General features: G+C 53.9%; 20 protein-coding genes and 1 pseudogene. 6 read left to right on the forward strand and 15 right to left on the reverse strand.

Annotated features, from left to right (window positions below):
- The 9 genes and pseudogenes from BS300_RS07540 to BS300_RS07585 form a co-directional block, all read right to left on the reverse strand.
- The gene (locus BS300_RS07540; RefSeq protein ID WP_071911977.1) at positions 1-1,038 is read right to left on the reverse strand and encodes a polysaccharide biosynthesis protein; all 1,038 of its coding nucleotides are present in this window, start codon (positions 1,036-1,038) and stop codon (positions 1-3) included.
- A gap of 11 nt (positions 1,039-1,049) precedes the next feature.
- Entirely contained in the window at positions 1,050-2,060 is a 1,011-nt protein-coding gene (locus tag BS300_RS07545) for a glycosyltransferase (protein ID WP_158025283.1), read from the reverse strand.
- A 1-nt stretch (position 2,061) separates the two neighbouring features.
- A complete protein-coding gene (locus BS300_RS07550; protein WP_071911873.1) occupies positions 2,062-3,276 on the reverse strand; it encodes a glycosyltransferase family 2 protein in 1,215 nt (404 codons plus the stop codon).
- Positions 3,277-3,899: 623 nt separating this feature from the next.
- A complete protein-coding gene (locus BS300_RS07555) occupies positions 3,900-5,051 on the reverse strand; it encodes an O-antigen ligase family protein (RefSeq protein ID WP_071911876.1) in 1,152 nt (383 codons plus the stop codon).
- On the reverse strand, positions 5,052-6,302 hold the full coding sequence (locus BS300_RS07560; protein WP_071911878.1) for a flippase: 1,251 nt from the start codon (positions 6,300-6,302) through the stop codon (positions 5,052-5,054).
- A gap of 624 nt (positions 6,303-6,926) precedes the next feature.
- Positions 6,927-7,505: pseudogene (locus BS300_RS07570) on the reverse strand (IS5 family transposase); the annotation flags it as partial.
- Positions 7,506-7,558: 53 nt separating this feature from the next.
- A complete protein-coding gene (locus BS300_RS07575) occupies positions 7,559-8,476 on the reverse strand; it encodes an IS5 family transposase (protein ID WP_071911882.1) in 918 nt (305 codons plus the stop codon).
- A gap of 553 nt (positions 8,477-9,029) precedes the next feature.
- Positions 9,030-12,179 carry an efflux RND transporter permease subunit gene (locus BS300_RS07580; protein ID WP_071911884.1) on the reverse strand — a complete coding sequence of 1,050 codons (3,150 nt, stop codon included), beginning with the start codon at positions 12,177-12,179 and terminating at the stop codon, positions 9,030-9,032.
- Between the two features lie 17 nt (positions 12,180-12,196).
- A complete protein-coding gene (locus BS300_RS07585) occupies positions 12,197-13,375 on the reverse strand; it encodes an efflux RND transporter periplasmic adaptor subunit (protein ID WP_071911886.1) in 1,179 nt (392 codons plus the stop codon).
- Positions 13,376-13,518: 143 nt separating this feature from the next.
- Here BS300_RS07585 and BS300_RS07590 point away from each other — a divergent pair, with 143 nt between their 5' ends.
- From BS300_RS07590 to BS300_RS07605, 4 genes are all read left to right on the forward strand, one after another.
- Positions 13,519-14,157, forward strand: a complete 639-nt coding sequence (locus tag BS300_RS07590) for a TetR family transcriptional regulator (protein ID WP_071911888.1) — start codon at positions 13,519-13,521, stop codon at positions 14,155-14,157.
- A gap of 100 nt (positions 14,158-14,257) precedes the next feature.
- Positions 14,258-14,779: a hypothetical protein gene (locus BS300_RS07595; protein WP_143241735.1), complete on the forward strand. Its 522-nt coding sequence runs from the start codon at positions 14,258-14,260 to the stop codon at positions 14,777-14,779.
- Between the two features lie 286 nt (positions 14,780-15,065).
- The gene (locus tag BS300_RS07600; RefSeq protein ID WP_041208319.1) at positions 15,066-16,247 is read left to right on the forward strand and encodes a dicarboxylate/amino acid:cation symporter; all 1,182 of its coding nucleotides are present in this window, start codon (positions 15,066-15,068) and stop codon (positions 16,245-16,247) included.
- A 319-nt stretch (positions 16,248-16,566) separates the two neighbouring features.
- On the forward strand, positions 16,567-16,752 hold the full coding sequence (locus BS300_RS07605; protein WP_071911890.1) for a hypothetical protein: 186 nt from the start codon (positions 16,567-16,569) through the stop codon (positions 16,750-16,752).
- 150 nt (positions 16,753-16,902) lie between these two features.
- Here the strand turns inward: BS300_RS07605 and BS300_RS07610 are convergent, their stop codons facing one another.
- Entirely contained in the window at positions 16,903-18,024 is a 1,122-nt protein-coding gene (locus tag BS300_RS07610) for an HD domain-containing phosphohydrolase (protein ID WP_071911981.1), read from the reverse strand.
- A 281-nt stretch (positions 18,025-18,305) separates the two neighbouring features.
- Between BS300_RS07610 and rimO the strand changes: the two genes are divergently transcribed.
- Entirely contained in the window at positions 18,306-19,634 is a 1,329-nt protein-coding gene (gene rimO, locus BS300_RS07615; protein ID WP_071911892.1) for a 30S ribosomal protein S12 methylthiotransferase RimO, read from the forward strand.
- 107 nt (positions 19,635-19,741) lie between these two features.
- Here the strand turns inward: rimO and BS300_RS07620 are convergent, their stop codons facing one another.
- Complete coding sequence (locus BS300_RS07620; protein WP_071911893.1) at positions 19,742-20,323, reverse strand: DUF1349 domain-containing protein; 582 nt, start codon at positions 20,321-20,323, stop codon at positions 19,742-19,744.
- A 53-nt stretch (positions 20,324-20,376) separates the two neighbouring features.
- Positions 20,377-20,715, reverse strand: coding sequence for a YcgJ family protein (locus tag BS300_RS07625; protein WP_071911895.1), 339 nt, complete (start codon positions 20,713-20,715; stop codon positions 20,377-20,379).
- 210 nt (positions 20,716-20,925) lie between these two features.
- Between BS300_RS07625 and BS300_RS07630 the strand changes: the two genes are divergently transcribed.
- The gene (locus BS300_RS07630) at positions 20,926-21,603 is read left to right on the forward strand and encodes a Crp/Fnr family transcriptional regulator (protein WP_033115839.1); all 678 of its coding nucleotides are present in this window, start codon (positions 20,926-20,928) and stop codon (positions 21,601-21,603) included.
- A gap of 97 nt (positions 21,604-21,700) precedes the next feature.
- On the opposite strand, the gene tsgA is transcribed toward BS300_RS07630, so the two are convergent.
- The 3 genes from tsgA to BS300_RS07645 form a co-directional block, all read right to left on the reverse strand.
- Positions 21,701-22,864 carry an MFS transporter TsgA gene (gene tsgA, locus BS300_RS07635; protein WP_071911897.1) on the reverse strand — a complete coding sequence of 388 codons (1,164 nt, stop codon included), beginning with the start codon at positions 22,862-22,864 and terminating at the stop codon, positions 21,701-21,703.
- Between the two features lie 53 nt (positions 22,865-22,917).
- Positions 22,918-23,619, reverse strand: coding sequence for a purine-nucleoside phosphorylase (gene deoD / locus BS300_RS07640; RefSeq protein ID WP_071911899.1), 702 nt, complete (start codon positions 23,617-23,619; stop codon positions 22,918-22,920).
- A gap of 282 nt (positions 23,620-23,901) precedes the next feature.
- Entirely contained in the window at positions 23,902-24,279 is a 378-nt protein-coding gene (locus BS300_RS07645) for a hypothetical protein (protein ID WP_071911901.1), read from the reverse strand.
- Positions 24,280-24,324 lie beyond the last annotated feature (45 nt).

Genomic DNA, 24,324 nt, shown 5'->3' on the forward strand with positions numbered 1-24,324 from the left:
TTATACCCCTTCCGGTACGATTATATTACCGGCTTCGATCTCACGAATGAAGTCGAGCTTGCGTAGTAATTTCTTCATCCCGGCCACATCGAGGCGCTCGGTATTATGTGAGTTATAATCTTTAATCTGCGACAGATCTTGCTCACCCTCTTCAAAATACTTGGAGTAATTAAGGTCACGGTTATCGGCAGGCACTCTAAAGTATTGCCCCTGCTCCTGTGCGACAAACATCTCTTCACGGCTACAGAGTGCTTCAAATTGCTTCTCGCCGTGGCGTGTGCCAATCACATTTACCGGATGTTGCGGTTGATTAAGGATTTCCAGCAAGGCGTTAACTAATACCTCAATAGTGGCGGCTGGTGCTTTTTGCACAAAAATATCGCCATTTTTTCCATGCTCAAAGGCATGCAATACCAGATCGACCGCATCATCGAGGGTCATCATAAAACGGGTCATCGCAGGGTCGGTAATGGTAATAGCATCGCCATTAACAACCTGGCGAATAAATAACGGGATCACTGAACCGCGCGAGGCCATCACGTTGCCATAACGGGTGCAGCAAATGGTGGTATTGGTGTGTTCCAGGTTACGACTCTTGGCAACAATTACCTTTTCCATCATCGCCTTGGAGATACCCATGGCATTGATCGGGTAAACCGCTTTATCGGTACTCAAGCACACCACCCGCTCGACCCCATGACTAATGGCAGCTTCCAGAACATTCTCAGTACCCAGCACGTTAGTTTTTACCGCTTCCAGTGGGTAGAATTCACAAGACGGCACCTGCTTTAACGCTGCTGCGTGGTAAACATAATCCACCCCACGCATGGCATTAGCCACGCTTTGGTAATCGCGTACATCACCGATATAAAACTTAAGTTTTTCCGACTTAAATAATTTACGCATATCATCCTGTTTCTTCTCATCACGGGAGAAGATGCGGATCTCTTTAATATCGGTATTTAAAAAACGACGTAGCACCGCATTACCGAAAGAGCCTGTACCGCCGGTAATCAATAAAACTTTATCTTTAAACACACCAACCTCCATTATTGTTTTACTAAATAGTTTAAAAAATCAATTGGCTTCTTAACTTCAATAAGTTCGTCTGTCTTTCCAAGATAACGTAGCACTGCGAGATATATAGAAAAACTCGAACAAGGATTAAAGGTTTCATCAGGGTGAGCAACATCTCTAACATAATCCAGCTCCCCAGCTAAAATTGGTATACCAAAATACTGCGCTTCTATCAGCGGCATTCCAAAAGACTCTACAAGAGATGGGTATATTAATGCTCTTGATTCATTGTAAGCCTGACTAACTGCATCTTTAGAAAGAATGCCAAGATTTATAATTAAGTTACCGTATTTTTTATTAAAAATGTCTATCATGGATAACAACTTGCTATTTATGGGCAATGTCAACGCAAGAGTAACAGCATGTCCATTAATAGCTAATTGCTCCCAAGCATTTATTAGTGCCACATGGTTTTTATGTTTTCCATCATCAGCAACATATATGAAGTCGTATTTTTTATCATACTTATATGCGCCAACCTTACATTCCGATTCTATAAATGGAAAAACCGTTACTTGGTGACTATCTTTTCCAAGCCAACATTTCAAATCTCTCTGCATTGATCTTGACTGTACTATGAACTCCCTGACTTTAAAAACAAACTTTTTAAAAACTAACCTTTCAAAAAACAGCCTTATAGATATTTTAATTCCATATCCTTGACCTGAAAAGCTGTTTATGTATAACCTATTTTGTAAAAATACAGTTATATTTTCACTTTTTGCCAGTATCGGAGGTAATCCATGAAAGCAAAAAATTTTAGTGTCATAACGAGATATTTCTTTAAGTTTTAACTCAGCATGCAATCTTGACTGTACATTTGGTTTAACAAAAAAAACGCAACTAAAGCCGGACGTATCTATTTTATCTGATATTCTAGAATCTAGAAAGAAAATTATATCCTTACCATCAATTGATGTTAGTAAAGACTTTAATAATTCAAACCCACCACCAACATGAACATTAGGTGCATAAAAAATCATACTATGAAACTCTTTTGTGTCTAGCCAGTAAAGAAGAAAGAGAAAAACCATTACTCTTTACATAAGCTAGTAATAGCTTAGGGGTGTCCGCAACAGTTTCAACCCCTGGAATATACTTTTTCCCTCCTGCGGCAGTTGGCTTTAAAATTCTAGAAAGAATATATAAAATCCTATGATAATAATATTTGATTTTTAATGTAAAAATTATAAAATTCATCCTTGCTTGTCGAGAAACACACTCATTAGAGTAACACTCTTTAGACGACTTTATCTCTTCAAAAAAATCAGAATGTTTTATCTCACAAAGAGAATATAAACTTAGCCAGTTAAAAGCACACACATAATTTGGTGCTAGTTTTTCTAATGTTTTAACGGCCGCGTGAGACCAAACAGTTTCAACCGAAAAGAATTTTGGGATAAAAGGATTCCAACCAGAGTCAATGAATGCACTTGTCTGGGACTCTGAAGACATCTTACCCTTGTGTTTGTTTAGTGCACTCCTCCCAGTATTACTTCCACCTGAAGCTCCTGGTATGGTTAGTGGATAATCTATTTCATAGAACTCTTTAGTTATCAAAGCTAATCCTATAGCAGCAGACATGTCGGGGCTAGAACCGTGAACATATGCGCCTGTTCTATTCCGCAGTTCTTCTAACAAAGCTCGACTAACTAATCCATGATACAACTTTGGTAAGCCATCCGTTCCTTGACAGGCTCTGTCAAGTGCGCTTATTAACGCCTCCTGAGAGTTCTTCTTTATCAAGCCACCTACACAGGCAGGTAAATACAGTCGCTTTGCATGTTGTTTTCCATATACCTTTGTTACAAAATCAGGCCAGTTATAGCTGGCCTTTACTTTAGGTGTTATTAAATTTACATTTTCACTTTTTGCCCATTCAGCCAACTCGCAAAGCTCTGGAGATATGGAGTCATCATCCCCGATTAAGCAAACATATTCTCCTGTAGCCTGTGATAATGAAAAGTTATGGTTTTCTGTCATATCTAGACGAGTTTTATGCTTGATATAACTTAGCCTAACCTTTGTTTCACTTATATTTAATTTGGAGATCCATTCTTCCAGAGCACAATCCGAACTGGTATCACTCACAACTAATTCAATATTATCACAGTTCAGATCCAAAATAGACTTTATTGAGTGTACAGCATACTGAGCTCTATTGTGAGTAGGTATAACTATAGAGAGTAATATTTTCACTTAATTTCCACCTAAAAAAATAAATCGGTTCCAGATTACCAATTATCAACCGTCTCTCTAGAGAAAGATGACAAGCCTCGCGCCCCATAAAGACTTGCAGAAAATCGAATTCAACTCCGAAAGGCGTAACCGTTCGCCGGCATGGGCTTGACGCATACACCCCGGCAGGGATGGGGTAATCAGTTTTCTCGATATAGACACAAACAATGTCTCACAGCCACTCCTAAGGATAGCATCCGGTCGTTTGGCCACCTCCACCAACTACAGTGTATTCGCTGATGAAACAGCTTCCCACGATGTGAGCACATGCCGTAGCTTCCTTTGCGCCACAGCACATAAGTCACGCTCGTTCCGCCTCATTAATGTTTGAGCGGATATCGTCATCTGCCCCTCCCTAGCACCCTAGACACCTCACAGCCTTAAAATGATACAACCATTGGAGGTGTGATGAGTGGTCCCCGCCATTCCGAAACGTTCAAAATTCAAGTAGCAAAGCAAGTCACCAAACGAGTGTGCCCTGTGCCTGAAGCGGCAAAGGCGCATATCATATCCAACCATAGCTTCTATATCTGGCTAAACTCAAGCAGTATGATACATAGTAGAAGCAGTACTATTCTGAGTAGTTATTGAACATAAACCACGTCTGGATAAAACGTTTTTTTCCGCTCTCGCTCACGGATAATTAAATAACCTAACACCAACAAGACCTCAAATGAACCCGAACCAATCAATGGTTCAAATAGAGAGAATAAAAAAATAGAGATGAGCATCGACTTCAGCCTAATGCTGGTCAAGAAGGAGTAATTTCCTTTACTAGCCTTTTCCCATATTTTATAGAAAAAATAAAGGTAAAACACGCAACCTAAAAAACCATAATTCAATAAAATTTGCAATATAGAGTTATGAGTGCCCCATACATCCTCTATGCCATGTGTACTTTCTACATAGGTTCTAAATGAATTAGGTCCTATTCCAAGAGCGAGGTTGTCACTGTATAATTCGATTGAAAAAAGCCATAAATCAAACCGATTAAAAACAGATCTGAAGTCAAACGATTTAAAAAAATCAATGTGTGATATTATAATAAAAATAAAAACTAATGACACTAAACAGAACACGATAAAAATAAAGTATTTTACGGTCATGCTAGCTTTGTGATTAATATAGTATAGTGCCATTATGAGATACATTACTAACATAATCAATGCACCTCCACGCGACATTGTGGCAAACACAGCCATGGAGATAAACACGAATACAAAAACATTTCTCTTTATTAAACCTAATGAGAAAATCAAAAAAGCTGCCAAAAAATTGGAACGACCAAGCCAAGTTTCAATAAATAATTTCTTTTCATAGTAATCACCATCACTAAGTTGCGCATGAATAAAATCAATATATATTTGAATAGATAATAGCATTACACCTACTGTTAAATATTTCAATGCAACTTCTTCATCAAGATTAACTTGAGCGTAAGAAAATAGCATCATAATCATATAAATAACAGGCAGCATTCCAACAAGCCCACGAGAAAATTCAGCTACGGGATTATAAAGAATCGAGGCGAAACCTAATAAGGCTATAAAAGAAAATATCAAACACAATTTATCTACAATGTATTTCTTATTTGCGATAACACCAGAAATTAAAAATGGGGTAGTAATAAAAGAAAGTGGAAGTGAGAATGTACTTCCTCCGACAGGCACCTTTAGCTCCCCTAAAAATATAAGAAGAAATGGGAGGTAAATAATATTTTGGTTCAGAAATTTCATTTAACGAATTTTTCTTTCAAGATAAAAAAGTAAAATAGTATCAATAAAGTTTCTCAAAGACCATGCGACCGCGACCCCTACAGCCCCCCAGCTTTCTGCTGCGATAAATATTAATAAAACATAAATTGGAAATTCTATCAGGTGCAGCTTTGCTGTATATTGTGCATATCCTTGACTTTGGATTAATGTAAATGGCACTTGTGCAACACATGTAAACAACATCCCTACCGAAAGAATTTGAAGTATCTCAAAACTATTATTAGAAAAATCCTCATTTATCCACAAAGTCAATATATCCTTTGAAAAAATAAATATAATAATAGTTAGTGGCAGAACAATAAACACAATGCCTAATATGGATTTATAATAGAGCTGATATTTTTTAGTTTTGTTCTCAATGTTTTCAGCTAATGATGGGAACAAAACTGAGGTTACTGATGTTGGAATAATTGCAAGTTTAGTTAAAAGTTCTTGCGGTGTAACATAGTATGACACCGATGCTGTTGATATCGATGCACCTATCAAAAATCTATCAATGTAACTCATAAGGGGGCTCACAACATTGCTTATTGTCATCCACCCCCCTAGGCGAAGGAGTAGACTTAACTCTGCCATATTAATATTACTAAGATAATAATCAAGTTTTATATACTTATTGGCATATATTATATGAGCAAGCAGGGAAATATAGCGGCCAATAACTAGAATCCAAGCAACACTACTAATATCAGGCCCAAAAAAATAGATAGAAGCTAATGGCCCAACAAAGGTAAATATGCCCATTGGAAGCCTAATAACATTAATTATTTTAAATTTACCTAAAGATTCAAGTATTCCTCTGAAGCAGGCTGTTAAAATGACGGCGGGCATTGCTATTGACATTGCTGACAAAGTTGAAAACAATAAACTCTCTGATACTTTTGTTTCAATTTTATAAAATAAAGGGGCTGATAGAAGAAGAATCACCCCAGCTAAAACTCCAGTTATAGAAAGAAAAGTAATGGTCGTAACGACAAGTGGTGATATTCGATCAGATTGATTACTACCTATATAAAACGACAGCTTCTGTGTTAAAGCCCGACCCAAGCCAAAATCAAATAAACCAAAATAGCTCACAATAGCCCAGATCATGGTCAATATGCCAAACTGGTCTACTCCTAACTGTTGAATCAATACAGGAATGGCATAAATAGCAACCAGTAATGGCAACCCTAAACCTAATAGATTATATATACTATTTTTAATTAACAACTTAAACACCTATTTGTATTTTTTAAAATTTGAACACACAGTCTTCAGTGATACTTAGATTATGGTGCAGAGCGAGAGCATGAGTTGATTTTTGTTGTTTTTCATGACGAGATAGGTGACTAGGCCAATGCTGAACAAATTTGGCATCGCATATTCAGCACCCACCTGTAAAAAATACGAGTAGGGAATGTAATAGCACCTTGGGATGACAGTGGTTAAAGTTTTTTGCTTAACATGCCAGTAACTCATGCTCTCGCCCTGAGTTTTTATCGCACAGACCCCTCGTTCTGCTTGGGCTAATTCATCACGTCCCAGCACCTTTTGAACTGATGAAATAGCGCATCTCGAGTATGGTTTTCTTTATTCAATACGATATGAAACGGCTACACCAATGGTTTTCAGGCTTGACCAATCAGGCGCACTGGCTCGCCAGTGCGCCTGCTGCCAACACATTATATTCTCTTGACTCAATGCAGCCATGATGCTGCGCTCTCTTTGTGAGGTGTCTAGGAAACTGGGGACGATTCAGATCGCCATACACATCTTTGGTGGAGATGTTATGTAAGCGGAAGGTCGCCTTGCGCACCTCGCCCAGCCCGTTCCAGTAGACGCTAGGCTGCGTTCTCAAAATGCTGGTTTTCTGTCCACCAATAGTTCCCGCAAGTAACGACGGCAGAAAGCCTGCTTGATAAAAGCTGCAAAGCTTACCGCCAGCTTTTCATACCTCGTTGAGAATCGGCGTAACTTCTTCAGCCATCTGAAACACCGCTCGACCACATTTCTCCTGCGATAACGAGCTTTGTCTAATACCAGTGCACGCCCCTTATGGTGCCGCGGCTGTTCGCTACGTTGCGGGATGACCGCTTTTATCCTTCTGCGCCGGAGTTCGGCCCGCATAGCCCTGCTGCTATAGGCCTTATCTGCGGTAAGATGCATTGCCCTCATGCGATGACGGCCTGATGAGGTCGGTATCCTTGCCATGGCCAACGCCTTGTCGCATATCTGATTTCCGCTGATTGCCCCGGCGAAAGGCAGATCACAGCGGCAAACCATTACCATCTGTGACCAAGTGAATTTTGCTGCCAAAACCGCCACGTGATCGACCAAGAGCTTGATTTAACTGAGTGTTTTTTTACGCGCTCCAGCAGCATTTTTGGATGCCCTGACATTGGAGCCGGCAATGCTCCACAGGTCGAAGTCGACGTTGTTGCCCAAATCAGACAGCAAGTCATGATTTCCCCAGCTCCTAGTGACCATTACACTCGGGGCTTTCTGACTGGTAGGCCAAGGGTATTCAGTTTGTTGATGGCGCTTACATACGCCATGACTTCTCCCACTTGGCCGTTGTAGTTACGCAGGCTGATTTTCCCCGCCAGCAACTGCTTGAACCGATACATCGCCGTCTCTGCCAGTGAGCGACGGTGATACCCCGATATCTTCTTCCAGTGCGCCAGTCCTTCCTTGTGCATCACCAGCACCGCGTCATTTTTTGCGTGTCCTTTTTTCCATAACCCCGCGCTTTTGCGAGGCGGGATACAGGCTGTTGCCCCTTTGCGCAAGATAAGCTGATGGCTGGCTTTGCTGTCATAGGCGCCATCCGCATAAACATGCCCCAGTTTGCGCCGCACAGGGTTGAGCAAGGTGGGCAATACCTCGGCATCATGGACATTTTCCAGTGAGACTTCCGCCGCCACGATATTGTGGGTCACCGGGTCTACCGCCAGATGCAACTTGCGCCAGACTCGCCGTTTCTCGGCGCCGTGTTTTCTGACCTTCCACTCGCCTTCACCAAACACCTTCAGCCCGGTTGAGTCGATAACCAAGTCGGTGATGCGTCCCTTTGGGGGCTGTCGATAAGCCACAGCCACCGTGCGAGCCCGCTTACTGACACAGCTATGGTCCGGTGCGCACAACGGCACATTCATCAACTCGAACAGGGAGTCAAGTAGTCCCTGAGTGGCCTGCAGAGTGAGGTTAAAAATCCCCTTGAGCATCAGAAAGGTGCAGATGGTCTGGTCAGTGTAGAGCTGGCTGCGGCCCCCGCGCCCATGATGGTCGTGGTGAAACCAGTTGTTCATGGCCTCGACATCAACCCAGAAGGTGAGTGAACCACGGTTAATCAAAGACTTGTTGTATTGGGGCCAATTGGTGATGGGGTGAAGCGACGTGCCCATGATGCAGACTTGAAGGGGATGCTGGTGATCAGATCACCGTGTCCTCAGTTAGTCCCTCAAGCTGTATCGATTTGGGCAACAACGCCACAAAAGCTAAAAACGATGGCTACCGCCCTTGGGTTACAGCCCCCAATTTGCTGCTTTTAACCAGATTTTGTTCGCTGTTGGTCATCGTGTCCTCCAGCATTTTTATGTTTTGATGGTCGATAACAGTGTTACCCGCTCGCATTTTTAGCCAAAAGAGGGGTACCAAACCAAACGACACATAGTCTACCAGCCCGATAAGCGGCAGATTCTATCTCGTTTTCTACAAATCTGCACACCAAAAAGTGCCTTCATCAAGGGTTTTGAATCAAGATTCGATGGAGAACCGACCGCACTTGATGAACTCATCCGAATCACCTTTCAAAATCGAACAGATCACAACCAAGTTACCGTTTTTTGGGCGAAAAAATGGGGCAACCGCTCGTGTTGCCCCATTTTATAGCCAGCTTTAACTGACTCTTTTATCAAATTGTAATCTGTCGCTCAGAACAGATGGACACACTTTTGCTCAGTCACCTTTTGACTCAACCGCTGCAGCCATGCGCGCCTCTTTGCTCTGGTGGCTAGTGAAGTAGCGCATCACCAGCACAAAGAAGAGTGGGACAAAGAATATGGCCAGCACGGTGGCACTGATCATCCCCCCCATCACGCCGGTACCGATGGCGTTACGGCTGCTGGCGCCGGCGCCGGAGCTGATCACCAGCGGCAGCACCCCGAGGATAAAGGCAAGCGAAGTCATCAGGATCGGGCGCAGACGCAGACGCGCCGCCTCCACCACCGACTCACCCAGCCCCATCCCCTTGTCATAGAGCTCTTTGGCAAATTCCACGATCAAAATCGCGTTTTTCGCCGACAACCCTATGGTGGTGAGCAGGCCGACCTGGAAGTAGACATCGTTCTCCAACCCGCGCAGAGTAGCAGCCAAAATGGCCCCCAGAACCCCGAGTGGCACCACCAGCATCACCGAGAACGGAATGCTCCAGCTCTCGTAGAGGGCCGCCAGGCAGAGGAACACCACCAGCAGCGAGATCGCATAGAGCGCTGGCGCCTGCGAGCCCGCCTGCCGCTCCTGGAAGGAGAGCCCGGTCCACTCGATGCCCACCCCTTCCGGCAGCTTCTTCACCATCTGCTCGATGGCGGCCATGGCATCACCAGTACTCTTGCCGGGCGCCGCTTCCCCGACGATCTCCATCGCCGGCACGCCGTTGTAACGCTCAAGACGCGGTGAGCCGAAGCTCCACTCGGTGCTGGCAAACGCGGAGAAGGGCACCATCTGACCGGCGCTGTTGCGCACATACCAGAGCTTCAGATCTTCCGGGTTCATCCGGAAGGGAGCATCCGCCTGCATATAGACCTTCTTGATCCGGCCACGGTCGATGAAGTCATTGACGTAGGCAGAACCCCAAGCGCTTGCCAGCGTGTTGTTGATCTCCGCAATTGAGAGCCCCTGCGCCAGCGCCTTCTCGTAGTCGATCTTGATATCGAGCTGCGGCGTATCTTCCATCCCGTTCGGGCGCACCCGCACCAGAGTGGGATCCTGCGCCGCCATGCCGAGCAGCTGGTTGCGCGCCGCCATCAGCTTCTCGTGGCCGATACCGCCGCGATCCTGCAGGAAGAAGTCAAAACCGGTCGCCGTCCCCAGCTCCGGGATGGGAGGCAGGTTAAAGGCGAAGACTTGCGCCTCCTTGATGCTGAACAGATAGCCCATGGCGCGGCCGATGATGGCATTGGCGCTGCGATCCGGGCTCTTGCGCTCGCTCCAGTCCTTGAGTTTGATAAAGGCCATACCGCTGTTCTGACCGCTACCGGCGAAGCTGAAGCCCGCCACCGTCAGTACGGAGTCGACGTTATCCTTCTCGTTTTTCAGGAAGTAGTCGCGCATATCCGCCAGAACCACCTCGGTGCGCTGCTTGGTCGCGCCCACCGGCAGTTGCACCATGGACATAATGACCCCCTGATCCTCCTCCGGCAGGAAGGAGGTAGGCATCCGCATAAAGAGCACCGCCAGCACCGCCAGCATGGCACCGTAGATGAGGCTGTAGCGCACGCCCTGCTTGATCACCTTGCCCACCCCGCGCTGGTAGCGCTGGGTGCCGGCATCAAAGGCGCGGTTGAACCAGCCAAAGAAGCCGCGCTGGGCACCGAACTCACCGTGTTTCATCGGCTTGAGCAGGGTGGCACAGAGGGCCGGCGTCAGGATCAGCGCCACCAACACCGACAAGGTCATGGCTGAAACGATGGTCAGCGAGAACTGGCGATAGATGGCACCGGTCGATCCGCCAAAGAAGGCCATCGGCACGAATACGGCGGAGAGCACCAGCGCAATCCCCACCAGCGCGCCGGTGATCTGGGTCATCGACTTGCGGGTCGCTTCAAGCGGGGAGAGATCCTCCTCGCTCATCAGGCGCTCCACGTTCTCCACCACCACGATGGCGTCATCCACCAAGAGGCCGATGGCAAGCACCATACCGAACATGGTGAGGGTGTTGATGGAGAAGCCAAATGCCGCCATCACCCCGAAGGTACCGAGCAGCACCACCGGCACCGCGATAGTCGGGATCAGGGTCGCCCGGAAGTTCTGCAGGAACAGATACATAACGCAGAACACCAGGAAGATCGCCTCGATCAGGGTCTGCACCACCTCCTCGATGGAGATCTTCACAAACGGCGTGGTGTCGTAGGGGTAGACGATCTTCATGTTGGCCGGGAAGTACTCCGACAGCTCGTTGAGCTTGGCACGCACCTTCTCGGAGGTATCCAGCGCGTTGGCACCGGTCGCCAGCTTGATAGCCACCGCCGCGGTAGGCTGCCCGTTGTAGAGCGCCTCGGCGTCATAGCTCTCGCCAGCCAGCTCGACCCGGGCCACATCTTTCAGCCGCACCTTGGCGCCATCCTGAGTCACCCGCAGCAGAATGTCTTTGAACTGCTCGACGGTGGAGAGACGGGTCTGGCCCATGATGGTAGCGGTGAACTGCTGATCGGCCACCGAAGGGGTTCCCCCCAGTTTGCCGAAGGCTACCTGGGCGTTTTGCGCCTTGATCGCCAACTGCACATCACTCGGGGTCATCTGCACCCGGTTGAGCTTGTTGGGGTCGAGCCAGATCCGCATGGAGTACTGGCTGCCGAACAGGGTGATATCCCCTACCCCGTCCAGACGGCTCAGCGGCTCCTTGATGTTGGAGACCACATAATCCGCCAGGTCGTCGTTCTTCATGCTGCCATCGCTGGAGATGAAGGCGGCCACCATCAGGAAGCTGCTGGAGGTCTTCTGCACCCGAATGCCCTGCTGCTGAACTTCTTGCGGCAGCAGCGACATCGCCTGTTGCAGCTTGTTCTGCACCTGCACCTGGGCGATATCGGGATCAGTCCCCGGCTGGAAGGTCAGGGTCACTGACACCCGGCCGGCAGAGTCGGACTGGGAGGACATGTAGAGCAGGTGATCCAGCCCCGTCATGTTCTGTTCGATGATCTGGGTCACCGAGTCCTCTACCGTCTTGGCAGATGCGCCCGGGTAGCTGGCGGAGATGCTCACCGCCGGCGGCGCAATGCTCGGATACTGGGCGACCGGCAGCTTGATGATGGCCAGGCTGCCAGCCAGCATGATCACCAGCGCGATCACCCAGGCAAAAATGGGTCTGTCTATGAAAAATCGAGCCATGAAGCGACTACTCCATCCTACTTGTTGGCTGGGGTGGCGGCAGTTGCCGGCGCCGCAGCCTGTTCAGCCGGATTGACCACGGCCCCCGGACGCACTTTCTGCAAACCGGCCACGATCACCCGCTCGCCGGCATTGAGGCCGGACTCCACCACCCAGCTGGTATCGACGATGCGACCCAGCTGAACGTTGCGCAGATCCACCTTGTTGTCAGCGGTCACCACCAGCACGGTAGCGCCGCCGTTAGGGGTGCGGGTTACCGCGGTTTGCGGCACCAGCAGCCCTTTGGCCCGCTCGCCCTCTTGCAGGGTGGCGCGCATGAACATGCCGGGCAACAGCAAGTGGGTGGGGTTGGGGACAATCACCCGCAGGGCCACCATGCCGGTGGTCTCATCTACGGTAACGTCAGAGAACTGCAGCGAGCCCTCTTCGCCATAGGTAGTGCCATCTTCCAACTGGAAGCTCACCTTGGCCCCTTTATGTTCGTCTTGCACCACCTTGCCCTCGGCCACCAGCCGCTTGAGACGCAGCAGATCGGCGGTGGACTGGCGCACATCGACATACATGGGGTCGAGCTGCTGGATGACGGCGAGGCTGTCAGCCTGCTGGGCCGTCACCAGTGCCCCTTCGGTCACCGCCGAGGTACCGATGCGGCCGCTGATGGGGGCCGTGATGCGGGTGTAACCGAGGTTGATCTCGGCGGTGCGCAGGGCCGCCTTGCTCGCCATGATCTCCGCCTGCGCCTGCTTCCAGCTGGCGTCGGCATCGTCATAGTCCTGGCGGCTGATAGAGTTGACCTTGAGCAGCTCCTGATAGCGCTTGGCCTTGAGGCGGGCGCTCTGCTCGTTGGCCTGCGCCTTGGCCAGATTGGCCTTGGCACTGGCGACGGCAGCCTGATAGACAGCCGGATCGATCTGATAGAGCAGATCGCCAGCCTTCACATCGCTCCCTTCGGTAAAGAGGCGCTTGAGGATGATGCCCCCCACCTGCGGGCGCACTTCGGCCACCCGCAACGGGGCGCTGCGACCGGTCAGCTCGCTGGTCAACTTGAGCGGAGCACTCTGCAGGGTCACCACGTCAACCGCAACGGGAGGCATGCCCCCCTGTCCCTGCGGCGCGCCCTTGTCGCCACAACCTGCCAGCAAGCCTGTTGCCAGCAGGGCAAGACCTACCGAACGAGCAAGAATATGTTTATGCATGAAACACCTGAGCCTTTGCCAGTCAATGAACAATCAGGGCCACGTGGGCCCTGTTGGTAAAAATCGGAAAGATGAGGCAATATACATACATTCATAAATGTATGTAAGTGACTTTTTTTGCTGATTAAGGGGCGCAGAAGCAGATGGCCAGACGGACCAAAGAGGAGGCACAGCAGACCCGCTGCACCATCATGAAGACGGCGCTGGATCTCTTCTGCAGCCAGGGGCTGGCCAAGACCAGCCTGACCGACATTGCCAGAGCCGCTGACCTGACGCGCGGGGCCATCTACTGGCACTTCAAAAACAAGGAGGAGCTCTTCTTCTCCCTCTGGGAGGAGCTCTGCCAACCCCTCGCCCATCAGCTCGACGCCTGCGTCAATGAAGAGGAGCCCGACCCCCTCGGCAAGCTGCGCGACTTCCTCAAAGAGGTGCTGACCCGCATCACCCGGGATCAGGCCCACCAGCAGATGTTCACCATCCTCTTCAATCTCGAATCGCTGGAGGGGGAAGCCATCTCCCTGCGCGAACATATCCGCAGCCAGTCCAGCAACTTCTTCCGGGATCTGGAGACCACCCTCACCAACGCCATCCGGCGCGGACAGCTGCCCGCCAATCTGGATCTGCGGCGAGCCTCCACTCTGCTCCACTGTACCCTCGATGGCTACATCATCAACTGGCTCCACTTTCCGGAGCGGATCGATCTGGCCGCCGAGTCGGAGTACCTGCTCGACTGCATGTTCACCATGCTGACCCAACCCCGCAATCCGGCGGTTCATTCCTAGTGTTCACCCTCTGCGCCAACTTGCAGGCCGCTTTGCCAGCGCAGCCCCCGATTTGCTAAGGTAGCGCCCCCTGTAGCCGCCTCGGCCCGAGACCATCGCTGTGACATCCACTGACGCCATCACCCACGATAACGACCATTCCGCCAGCCCGACTCCGGCGCACACCGCCTTTACGGCCCGGCTGGCCGCTGGCGCCCACCTGCTCAACCTTGACTGCGGCGACGGGGTGGATCTCTGCTGGCTGCGGGATGGCGGTTTTCGGGTCACCGCCTGCGAACCCGAGCTGGCGCTGGCCCGCAGCGCATCGCGCCGCTCGGGTCAGGCCGTGCGGGTCTGCCCTATCGCGGGGATGCGCAGCGTGCTCCCCTATGACGGCATCTGGCTCAGTCGCCCTACCAACCTTGCCGGGCAGCAAGCAACTGACACCCTGCGCCATCTCGCCACCCTGCTCAAACCGGGTGCGCTACTGGCGTTGCCGGTGGCAACCGATCTCGCGGCCACCATGGCGCAACTGGCCGAGCAACTCACAGAGGATGAGATCCCGCTGGCGATCTGCGCGGAGCAGCCTGCCCAATCCGCGGCGGCGTCGAGTTATCTGCTGCTGACCCGCACGACCGCTTGATTGGCGGCGCCGGTTAACCCCTTAACGGCGCTCGCTTTTATCCCGCGCAGGCTCTGACCCCGATGCCCTGTACGCCCTCTGTCAGCCCACCATGTTCGATACACCATGCCGCATCTTGCGCGTTTAAATATGGGCGTTTTCCGGTCGGGAAAAACAGTCATTAACAATGTTTAACTCGGCGTTAACCCATTCAAGACAGACATAATGCGGATTCTGTGTTAGAAAGTGTGATTAATATCAAAATTTAATAACAAATCAGACAATACAACCAACACCGGATTTCCTTATGAAACTTGTCCTCAAACTCATTGCTGGCATCCTTGCCGGTCTCTTGCTCGGTCTCTACGCCCCTGAGTGGGTGGCGCGCGTGCTGTTTACGGCCAAGACAGTCATAGGTCAGCTCATTACCTTCACCATTCCGCTCATCATCCTCTTCTTCATCATGAGCGGTATCGCCAGCCTGCCGAAGAACTCCGGCAAGCTGCTGGGCAAAACCGTGGCCCTCTCCTACTGCTCCACCATTCTGGCGGGCCTGTTCGCCTTTACCGTGGCAAGCCACCTGATCCCGCAACTGACCACAGCTGCCGAGCCCACTACCGCCGAGGCGGTCAAGCTCGCCTCCTACGTCAATCTGGAGATCCCGCCGCTGTTTGGCGTGATGTCCGCGCTAGCCGCCGCCTTCGTGTTCGGTATCGGCATCAGCGCCACCCAGGCCACCGATCTGCGTCGGGTCGCCGATCAGGGCCGTGACATCATCGACCGCCTGCTGGCCAAGGTGATCATTCCGCTGCTGCCGTTCTACATCGCCGGTGTCTTTGTCGAGATGACGGTGGAAGGCACCGTATTTGCCACCCTGAAGACCTTTGGCGTGGTGCTGGTGATGGCCATCCTGATGCACTGGGTATGGCTCTCCGTATTGTTCGTCGGTACCGGTCTGGCCCTTGGCCGTTCACCGGCCCAGCTCATCAAGAACATGCTGCCAGCCTACTTCACCGCGCTGGGGACCATGTCGAGCGCCGCCACCATTCCGGTTGCCCTGCAGTCGAGCAAGAACAACGGGGTGAGCGATGGCATCGCCAACTTCACCGTGCCGCTGTGCGCCACCATTCACCTCTGTGGCTCCACCATTACCCTGGTGACCTGCGCCACCGCGGTGATGTTCCTCTCCGAGCATCTGGCCATTCCGGGCATCGACACCATGCTGCCCTTTATCATGATGCTGGGTGTGATCATGATCGCCGCCCCGGGCGCACCGGGTGGTGGCGTGATGTCGGCACTGGGTCTGCTCACCTCCATGCTCGGCTTCGGTGAAGCCTCCATTGCTCTGATGATCGCCCTCTATCTGGCACAGGACAGCTTCGGCACCGCCTGCAACGTCACCGGTGACGGCGTGATTGCCCTCTGGGCCGATCGCTTCGCCAATGGCAGCGAGAGCGCTGCCCCCGTGGCCGAGGCCGAACAGGCGTAAGCTCGCCAGGAAAGCACTCTGCAAAAACCACAGGCCCGAACCTCTGTTCGGGCCTGTGTCGTTTCCCTTTCCACCAATCCCACCAGAGCCAATAAGGCATTCTCGGCGCAAGTCGGCACCCCACACCATCAAATCGGCATCATAGGGCCACCCGCTGCACTCGTCAGATTGTTACTCTAGCGAAACAGTTGCTTAGTCGACTGTTGCACCCACGATAACAATCAAGCGCATCAACCGCCGCAGGGCCATACTTGCTGCCAGCATCACAGCCGCCCGATCACCACGCTGGCGGCCGCCATCACCGCAAGGAGAAGAGATCATGTCCATCTGGTTGTTGAGTCTGCTCGCCTCGTTTGTGCTGATCCTCGCCATGACCACCATCATCTGGTGGCGCCAGTATCGGCTGGCCCAGCAGCGACCGGACAAGCAGATCCGCCCCTGCGGCTGCTCGGGTGCCAGCGCTGACCACCTCGACCAATCAAACGAATTGCCGCGCAAACCATAACGGACTGCGGATGACGAGCCGAAGAACTGCGACCATCCAATCTGACAAATGCAAAGGGGACGCTCGCTGGCGTCCCCTTCTCTTGCTCTGCATCGTTGCCCCTCTTGCTTGTCCCTTATCCCCCCTTGCGCTGGCTTTGCCGCCCCCATCTCACTCAGCCGATTTCGCCTCGTCCGTCTCCGGTGTAGTGGCCGGATCCTGATACTGCTGATAGATGGCATAAAACTCGGCCTTGTTGCGCAGGGCCGCGGCGACACAGGCGGGATCAAACTGGCTGCCGGCATGCTCCTCCAGATAGGCAAAGGCCGTCTCGAACGGCCAGGGCTGCTTGTAGGGGCGCTCGCTGGTCAGGGCATCAAACACATCGGCCACCGCCACGATGCGCGCCGCCAGCGGGATCTCCTCCCCCGCCAGCCCCAGCGGATAGCCGGTGCCGTCAAAGCGCTCGTGATGGCTGGCGATGATGTTGGTCAGCATGTCGGTGTGGTGAATGCCGTCGAGGCCAAACTCGCTGATCATCAGGTTGATCATCTCCTGCCCCTTGCCGGGGTGGCACTTCATGATCTCGAACTCTTCCGGGGTCAGCTTGCCCGGCTTGAGCAGGATGCCGTCCGGCACCGCAATCTTGCCGATGTCGTGCAGCCCGGAGAAGAGATAGAGAAACTCCACCTCCTCATCGCTAAGGCCAGTGACAGGGGCCAGGGTTCTGGCGATCAGCCGGGAGTAGGCCGACATCCGGTGCAGATGATTGGCGGTCTCCTCATCCCGATAGCGGCTGAACTCCCGCGCCGTGGTCAGCGCCCCGCCAAGGGTCTGAATGGAGAAAAACTCCACGGCGATGATGGCCGAGAGCATCTGGGCATAGGCTGACAGCTCGCTTCGGATCGGTTCGTTGAAATAGTCCGGCTCCATGGCATCGCAAAACAGAAAGCCAAACAGCTTGCTGTTAAACAGCAGCGGCTCGGTATAGCTGGAGGCATAACCCGCCTCCAGCAGCTTGCGGCTGTGCTCCGACGCCGAGTCACGCAGGGCATCGAGATTGCCGAGCACACGGGAATGGTGATTCTCTGCCAGATAGCGCAGGGAGGGGACATCGCTCAGCTTCACCTCGTACTGCACCAGCGGAGAGTGGCCTTCGGTGCTGTGGGCAAAGGTCTTGAGCTGATCGGTATGCGGGTCGTAGATCGCGATGGCCACCCGGCTCAGCTTGTCAAAACGCTCCCTGAGGGTGGCGTGTACGCTCTGCATCCTTTCACCAAATGAACTCTCCATCACCTTCTCCACCGGATCTCCGTGGTGGGATTATAGTGACTCCCTCTGTCCCCCTCACCTCTGTTGACAGGAAAATCAACAAAGCGGGATCCCGATAACAACCCCGCCCCGCGGGGTCAATAGCCCCATTGATGGCAGGCCATTGGTGGCAATTCGCACCGCCCAATCCTGCCCACTCGGAGATATTGTTCGGTTCTCCCGGCTCCGCTGTATAGTTTTTGGTTAGCCATTTAGGTAAAATCCGCGCCCTTAAAGAGAAGCCACCTAAGAGTGATTGAGCGATGTCCAACACAAAACAGGCCCCCAAAGTAGGATTCGTCTCCCTGGGTTGCCCGAAAAACCTGGTCGATTCCGAGCGCATCCTGACCCAGCTGCGTACCGAAGGGTACGACGTGGTGCCTAGCTATGACGATGCCGAGCTGGTTGTCGTCAACACCTGTGGCTTTATCGACAGTGCCGTGCAGGAGTCGCTCGAAGCGATCGGCGAAGCGCTGGCCGAGAACGGCAAGGTGATCGTCACCGGCTGCCTTGGCGCCAAAGAGAATCAGATCCGCGAGATCCACCCCAAGGTGCTCGAGATCACCGGCCCCCACGCCTATGAAGAGGTACTGGGTCACGTCCACAAATATGTGGAGAAGCCGCAGCACAACCCCTTCACCAGTCTGGTACCGGCCCACGGCGTCAAGCTGACCCCGCGCCACTACGCCTATCTGAAGATTTCCGAAGGGTGCAACCACCGCTGCACCTTCTGCATCATCCCCTCCATGCGCGGGGATCTGGTGAGCCGCCCCATCGGCGACGTGCTGGCCGAAGCCAAGCGCCTGAAAGAGGCCGGCGTGAAGGAGCTGCTGGTGATCTCCCAGGACACCTCCGCCTACGGCGTCGATGTGAAGCACCGCACCGGTTTCTACGACGGCATGCCGGTCAAGACCAGCATGGTCGCCCTGTGCGAAGAGCTGGCCAAGCTCGATATCTGGGTACGTCTGCACTACGTCTACCCCTACCCGCATGTGGATGACGTCATCCCGCTGATGCGCGATGGCAAGATCCTGCCCTACCTCGACATCCCGCTGCAGCACGCCAGCCCGCGCATCCTGAAACTGATGAAGCGCCCGGGCTCTGTCGAGCGTACGCTGGAGCGGATCCAGAAGTGGCGCGAGATCTGCCCGCAGATCACCCTGCGCTCCACCTTTATCGTCGGCTTCCCGGGCGAGACCGAGGAAGATTTCCAGATGCTGCTCGACTTCATCGACAAGGCGGAGCTGGATCGGGTCGGCTGCTTCAAATACAGCCCGGTCGAAGGGGCGCTGGCCAACGAGCTGCCGGATCCGGTACCGGAAGCCGTGCAGGAAGAGCGCTTCCAGCGCTTTATGGAGCTGCAACAGCAGGTCTCCATCCGCAAGCTGGCTCGCAAAGTGGGTCAGGAGATGACCGTTATCATCGACGAGGTGGATGAAGAGGGCGCCACTGGCCGCTCTTTTGCCGATGCACCGGAGATCGATGGTCTGGTCTACCTCAACGGCGAAACCGGCCTCAAGCCGGGCGACATGGTCAAGGTGCGGATCGACGAATCCGACGAATATGACCTGTGGGCCAGCCTGATTGGCTAACCCTGCCATGGGTAAACACGCCGCGCGTTGAGCCGATAGCGTTCAACGTAACTAAACAAAAAGCGCCTGTTGGCGCTTTTTGTTTAACAACTACTGGCGATAAAACCCTAACCGAGGTCGTGCAGCGCCTTGCCAAGGGGCGCAGTGAGGCGCAAATCAGAGAAGCGCACCGCCAGCCCCTGCCGCTCCGGCGTGCAGCACATCACCCCGATAAAACAACGTTCACTTGGCGGAAACGGAGCGAGGCGCAGCAGCGGCCACACCTTGCCATCGGTGGAGTATTGCAGGCGCAGACAGTCCGCCAGCCGGGTCAGCCGCAGCCAGAAGCGGCGCGGATTGCCGCTGAAAATGCCGGTGGCCCAGTCAGAGCGCGGACTGGTCAACACGCTGCCGATCATCGGCTGATCGTCGTTGTACTCGATACCAGCCTTGAGCCAGTGCGCGTCGTCTTGCAGCAGCATCAGCCCCGCCTGATCGTAGAGGGTGGTGAACTCCCCCTCGACGCAGACCTGAAAGGTAAACTCACCCGCCACCTCACAGCCATAGACATGGCCGCTGTGGCGCTCGAAGCCATACCAGGTGCTGCGCCAAAAATCGGTCTGCTTGTCCGTGACTACCTGCAAGCCATCGCTGGTCTGGTGCCATTCGGCGGGCTCATTGAGCCAGCGCCATTGCGTCCCTTCCATCATCTCGTTTAACTCCTGTTGTCTCGCCAACTTTGCCTCCAGCGGCCACCAGCCGCTTACTTGCCCTGCTTGAAGAGGATGGCGGTGAAGTGGCTCTCTTTGGTGCGCGGGAAGTAGCGATCCTTGTAGCACTGCTTCTCACTGCTCTCGCAATGCACCCCGTTGCTCAGGGTGTAGCTGCCAAGATCGGCCCCCTGCAGGTTCTTCTGCAAACGGCTGGCCGCCTGCTCGCCGAGATGGGCGCGGGTCAGGCCGATGGAGATCCCCTGCGGGTCGGCGCAATAGCCGCCTTTCTTGTCGCACACCACCTTGGCGGCGGGAGAGAAGACTGCCGGAGCCGCGTGAACGCCCCCGATTAGCAGCAGCGCCACCAGCGCAGCCGAGCGTTTGAACATGGTGTTACCTTGATAAACCTTGCAAATCAGGGCGTTAATTTATCACTCCGCTTCCGTGATGGCCAATTGCCAGCCACCCTATCAGCCGGTTGCTGCGCAAAGCCCACATAGAGGATTGGCGCCAAGCGGGCCGCCACCGCCGCGAGGCTGGCTTATCGGGGGGCGAACATGTGTAATAGCCGCCTGTATACGTCAGTCAAAGAGTCCGTCATGCAACTCAAACCCCTTCTCAAGGGGCGCTTTCAGCCCCACTGGCAGGCCAGCCATGATCTCATCGAACAGGTGGTCATCTCCTGCATCACGGAGCGGCGCCTGATCCCCGAGGGGGAGCCCCTGATGCGTCAGGGGGAGCTATTGCGGGATCTGGTGCTGGTGCCGAATGGCCGCATCGCCATGGGCCACACCGCCATGAATGGCCGCCGCTTCCAGCTCGGCACCCTGGAGTGCGACAATCAGCTGTTTGGCGAGATGGAGTTCTTCACCGGCTACCGCTGCCAGCTCGACATCATCGCCGAGGAGCCGCTGGAAGTGGCCCGCATCGACGGCGAGCAGCTGGAACAGGCGCTGGTCGCCCACCCCAAGGTGGCGCTCTTCTTTGCCACCGCCATTGCCATCGACTATCAGGACACGGTAGATATCTTCACCTGCCGGATGCTCTACCCCATCAGCTACAACATCGCCCTCGACCTCTATCACAGCCACTGTCACGACAACCCGGTGAGCGGCTTTCGCAAGGGGTATCAGGAGGCGGAACGCTTCGGCACGACCGACCGGGTCTACCGGCGGGCAGTGAAAGAGCTGATGGATAAGGGACTGGTGGAGCGTGGTGAGGAGGGGTTGCAGATCCGCGATCTGGCAGGGCTCAGGGCCTTTCTGGAGCAGCCATAAGTCGCGGGTATCAGTCGCCGCCTGAACAGCAACAAGCGAAACAGCAACAAAAAAGAGGGGCGGTCAATACCGCCCCTCATGCTGTTTACTCTCCCGCTCAGGCGAGACAAGGCTGGGGCCGGGCCATGCGCAGTGAAGCGACCAGCATGGCGAGGATCACACCGTAGATAAGCGGGATGGCGTACATCACCGCCTGCAAGCCGATCACCTGCTCGAACAGGGCGCTGATGGCCGGGCTGAACATGGCTCCCGCGCTGCCGCTGATAAGGATGTAGGAGACGTTCTTGCTCGATGCCTGCCGTACAAACGACACCCCGTAGGCGATAAAGGCGTTGTAGAGGGCGGCGCAAACAAAGCCGTAACCGTAGGTGAGGTAAGGCAGCTGGCTCAGGTTGTCAGTGGTGACGATAAGCGCCGTCATCCCCATCGCCAGGGTGATGATCACCAACAGGAAGGTGCGGATCGCAACGCGGGTCACGATGGCGGTGGAGACCAGCGCGCCGAGCAGGGCCGCCGTCCAGTACTGGGTGATGATATTGCCCGCCTCCTCGAAGGGGATGCCGAACTTGTTCTTCACGAACATGGGTGCCCAGGTGAGGAAGGTGTAGAGCGCCAGCATGCCCAGAAAAAGCCCCAGCCCACCGCTGATGATGCCGAGGTTCCACTCCGAGTGCTCGTTGCCGGCGCTCTCGCCGCCCGCCTCGCAGCTACAGAAGTTGGTCAGTACCGCCACCAGCATGGTCGCCAGCGCCACCACACCCACCGCCAGATAGCTCCAGCTCCACGCCATGGCGTGAGTCAGGGTGTAGGTAGTGATAAGCGGGAAGACCACCCCGGCCACGTTGAAGGTGGCATCCTGCACCACCAGCATGGTGCTCTGCATCCGCGCCTGCCAGACGCTCACCACCAGGGTCCCCGCAATGCAGAGCCCCACCCCGCCACACAGGCCGATCACCGTCATGGTCGCCATCACCACATAGAGCGAGCCGGTCAGATGGAGCGAAGCCGCCGCCAGCGCGATCAGGCCGTAGCAGATCAGTGTCATCCGCTTGAGCCCCACCTTCTCGATGAGGAAGAAGGCGGCAATGGTGCCCGCCAGCGCCCCGCCGTTGAGCAGGGAGAAGATGGAGGCCACCTGATTGACGTCGGCGCCGAACTTGGCGGCGATGGGGTCGATCAGCATGCCGAACTGGGTCGCAAAACCGGCCATCACGAAGTTGGCCAGGAAGCTGATGGCAGTGAGGGAGAGCTTATTGTTCATATTGGATCTCTCTTGGGGTCAGGGTGCGTGCAGGGTTGGGCGGGCCGCTGCGCTTACAGCGCGGTGTGCAGCGCCAGCTCGATCATCTGGTTGAAGGAGAGCTGCCGCTCTTCGGCAGTGGTCTCTTCACCGGTCAGGCAGTGGTCGGAGACGGTCAGGATGGCAAGCGCCTCGATCCCCTGCTGATGGGCCAGCCCGTAAAGACCGGCCACCTCCATGTCGATGCCGAGCACGCCGAACTTCTCCAGCGCCGGAATCAGGTTTTCGTCCGGATCGTAATAGAGATCGCCGGTGAAGATATTGCCCACCTTGACCGGAATCGCCCTCTCCTGCGCCTTGGTAAAGGCCTTGTGCAGCAGGGCGAAGTCGGCCGAGGTGGCCATCTGGTAGCCGGCGCTGCGCTTGGCATTGGTCGGGGAGTCGGTGCCCGCCGCCTGCGCCAGAATGACGTCACGCATCTGCACGTGGCGCTGGGTCGCCCCCAGACTGCCGATGCGGATGATCCGCTTGACCCCGAAGTCGTTCACCAGCTCGTGGGCGTAGAGCACCATGGAGGGGATCCCCATGCCGTGGCCCATCACCGAAATGCGCTGACCGTTGTAATAGCCGGTGTAGCCCAGCATATTGCGCACATTGGTCACCTCGCGCGCATCGGTCAGAAAGGTCTCGGCGATATAGCGGGCCCGCAGCGGGTCCCCCGGCATGATGACGGTCTCGGCGAAATCGCCCGGGTTGGCATTGATATGAGCGGTCATTATTGTTGTGCTCCAGTTTGACTCGTGTGGATGAGGGCATCCTAGCCCCCGCCCCCTCGCCCCTTGCAGGACAAAAGTCCTGTTGCCCCGATCGAGATCCCAGTTCCGGCAACTTCTCCATCGCAGCCCCGCTTGCCCCCCTGCGCCGCTGCTTGTTGGCTCTTAATCAGCCCTGCCCTTGCTGCAAGCGCCCCGTCACCCGCTCTGCGATAACGCCCCTGCGCCCCAAAAAGCGCGGGGGGCCTGATGGCCCCCCGCAAACACACCGGATGAGAAAATGCCTTACTTGACGGCGCTATCCTTCACGCACTTCTGGACAGAGCTGTTCTTGGCCGCGCCAGCCAGCTTCTTGTCGGCCGCCGCCTTCTCGCACTTGGCCGCCGGATCCACCGCCGCCCCCGTCTTCACGCACTTCTGGATAAAGCTGTTCTTGGCCGCACCGGCCAGCTTCTTGTCGGCGGCCGCCTTCTCGCACTCGCCGGTTGCGGCGCCAGCGGCATCTTTCACGCACTTGCCGACAAAGCTGGTCTTGGCGGCGCCATTAAGCTTTTTGGCTGCGGCCTGCGCCTCGCACTGCAACTGGGCTGCGTCGTTGGCAAAGACCGGATTGGCCAGCAGCACGCTGCCGCAGAGCAGGCCGAACAGGATGGTACGCTTCATGGGTGATCTCCTCTCTATCTGGTGATGTGTTTGCATGGTCATATT

This window comes from Aeromonas sp. SCS5 (assembly GCF_001887375.1).
In the GTDB taxonomy this organism is placed as follows: Bacteria; Pseudomonadota; Gammaproteobacteria; order Enterobacterales; family Aeromonadaceae; genus Aeromonas; species Aeromonas jandaei.

Excerpts from the sequence above, each read along its gene's own strand:
- rimO (WP_071911892.1), top strand. The coding sequence starts at position 18,306 with ATGTCCAACACAAAACAGGCCCCCAAAGTAGGATTCGTCTCCCTGGGT.
- BS300_RS07585 (WP_071911886.1), bottom strand. The coding sequence starts at position 13,375 with ATGCATAAACATATTCTTGCTCGTTCGGTAGGTCTTGCCCTGCTGGCA.
- deoD (WP_071911899.1), bottom strand. The coding sequence starts at position 23,619 with ATGACCGCTCATATCAATGCCAACCCGGGCGATTTCGCCGAGACCGTC.
- BS300_RS07580 (WP_071911884.1), bottom strand. The coding sequence starts at position 12,179 with ATGGCTCGATTTTTCATAGACAGACCCATTTTTGCCTGGGTGATCGCG.
- tsgA (WP_071911897.1), bottom strand. The coding sequence starts at position 22,864 with ATGAACAATAAGCTCTCCCTCACTGCCATCAGCTTCCTGGCCAACTTC.
- BS300_RS07555 (WP_071911876.1), bottom strand. The coding sequence starts at position 5,051 with ATGAAATTTCTGAACCAAAATATTATTTACCTCCCATTTCTTCTTATA.
- BS300_RS07625 (WP_071911895.1), bottom strand. The coding sequence starts at position 20,715 with ATGTTCAAACGCTCGGCTGCGCTGGTGGCGCTGCTGCTAATCGGGGGC.
- BS300_RS07600 (WP_041208319.1), top strand. The coding sequence starts at position 15,066 with ATGAAACTTGTCCTCAAACTCATTGCTGGCATCCTTGCCGGTCTCTTG.
- BS300_RS07630 (WP_033115839.1), top strand. The coding sequence starts at position 20,926 with ATGCAACTCAAACCCCTTCTCAAGGGGCGCTTTCAGCCCCACTGGCAG.
- BS300_RS07610 (WP_071911981.1), bottom strand. The coding sequence starts at position 18,024 with ATGGAGAGTTCATTTGGTGAAAGGATGCAGAGCGTACACGCCACCCTC.
- BS300_RS07605 (WP_071911890.1), top strand. The coding sequence starts at position 16,567 with ATGTCCATCTGGTTGTTGAGTCTGCTCGCCTCGTTTGTGCTGATCCTC.
- BS300_RS07590 (WP_071911888.1), top strand. The coding sequence starts at position 13,519 with ATGGCCAGACGGACCAAAGAGGAGGCACAGCAGACCCGCTGCACCATC.
- BS300_RS07645 (WP_071911901.1), bottom strand. The coding sequence starts at position 24,279 with ATGAAGCGTACCATCCTGTTCGGCCTGCTCTGCGGCAGCGTGCTGCTG.
- BS300_RS07545 (WP_158025283.1), bottom strand. The coding sequence starts at position 2,060 with ATGATTTTTTATGCACCTAATGTTCATGTTGGTGGTGGGTTTGAATTA.
- BS300_RS07575 (WP_071911882.1), bottom strand. The coding sequence starts at position 8,476 with ATGGGCACGTCGCTTCACCCCATCACCAATTGGCCCCAATACAACAAG.
- BS300_RS07620 (WP_071911893.1), bottom strand. The coding sequence starts at position 20,323 with ATGATGGAAGGGACGCAATGGCGCTGGCTCAATGAGCCCGCCGAATGG.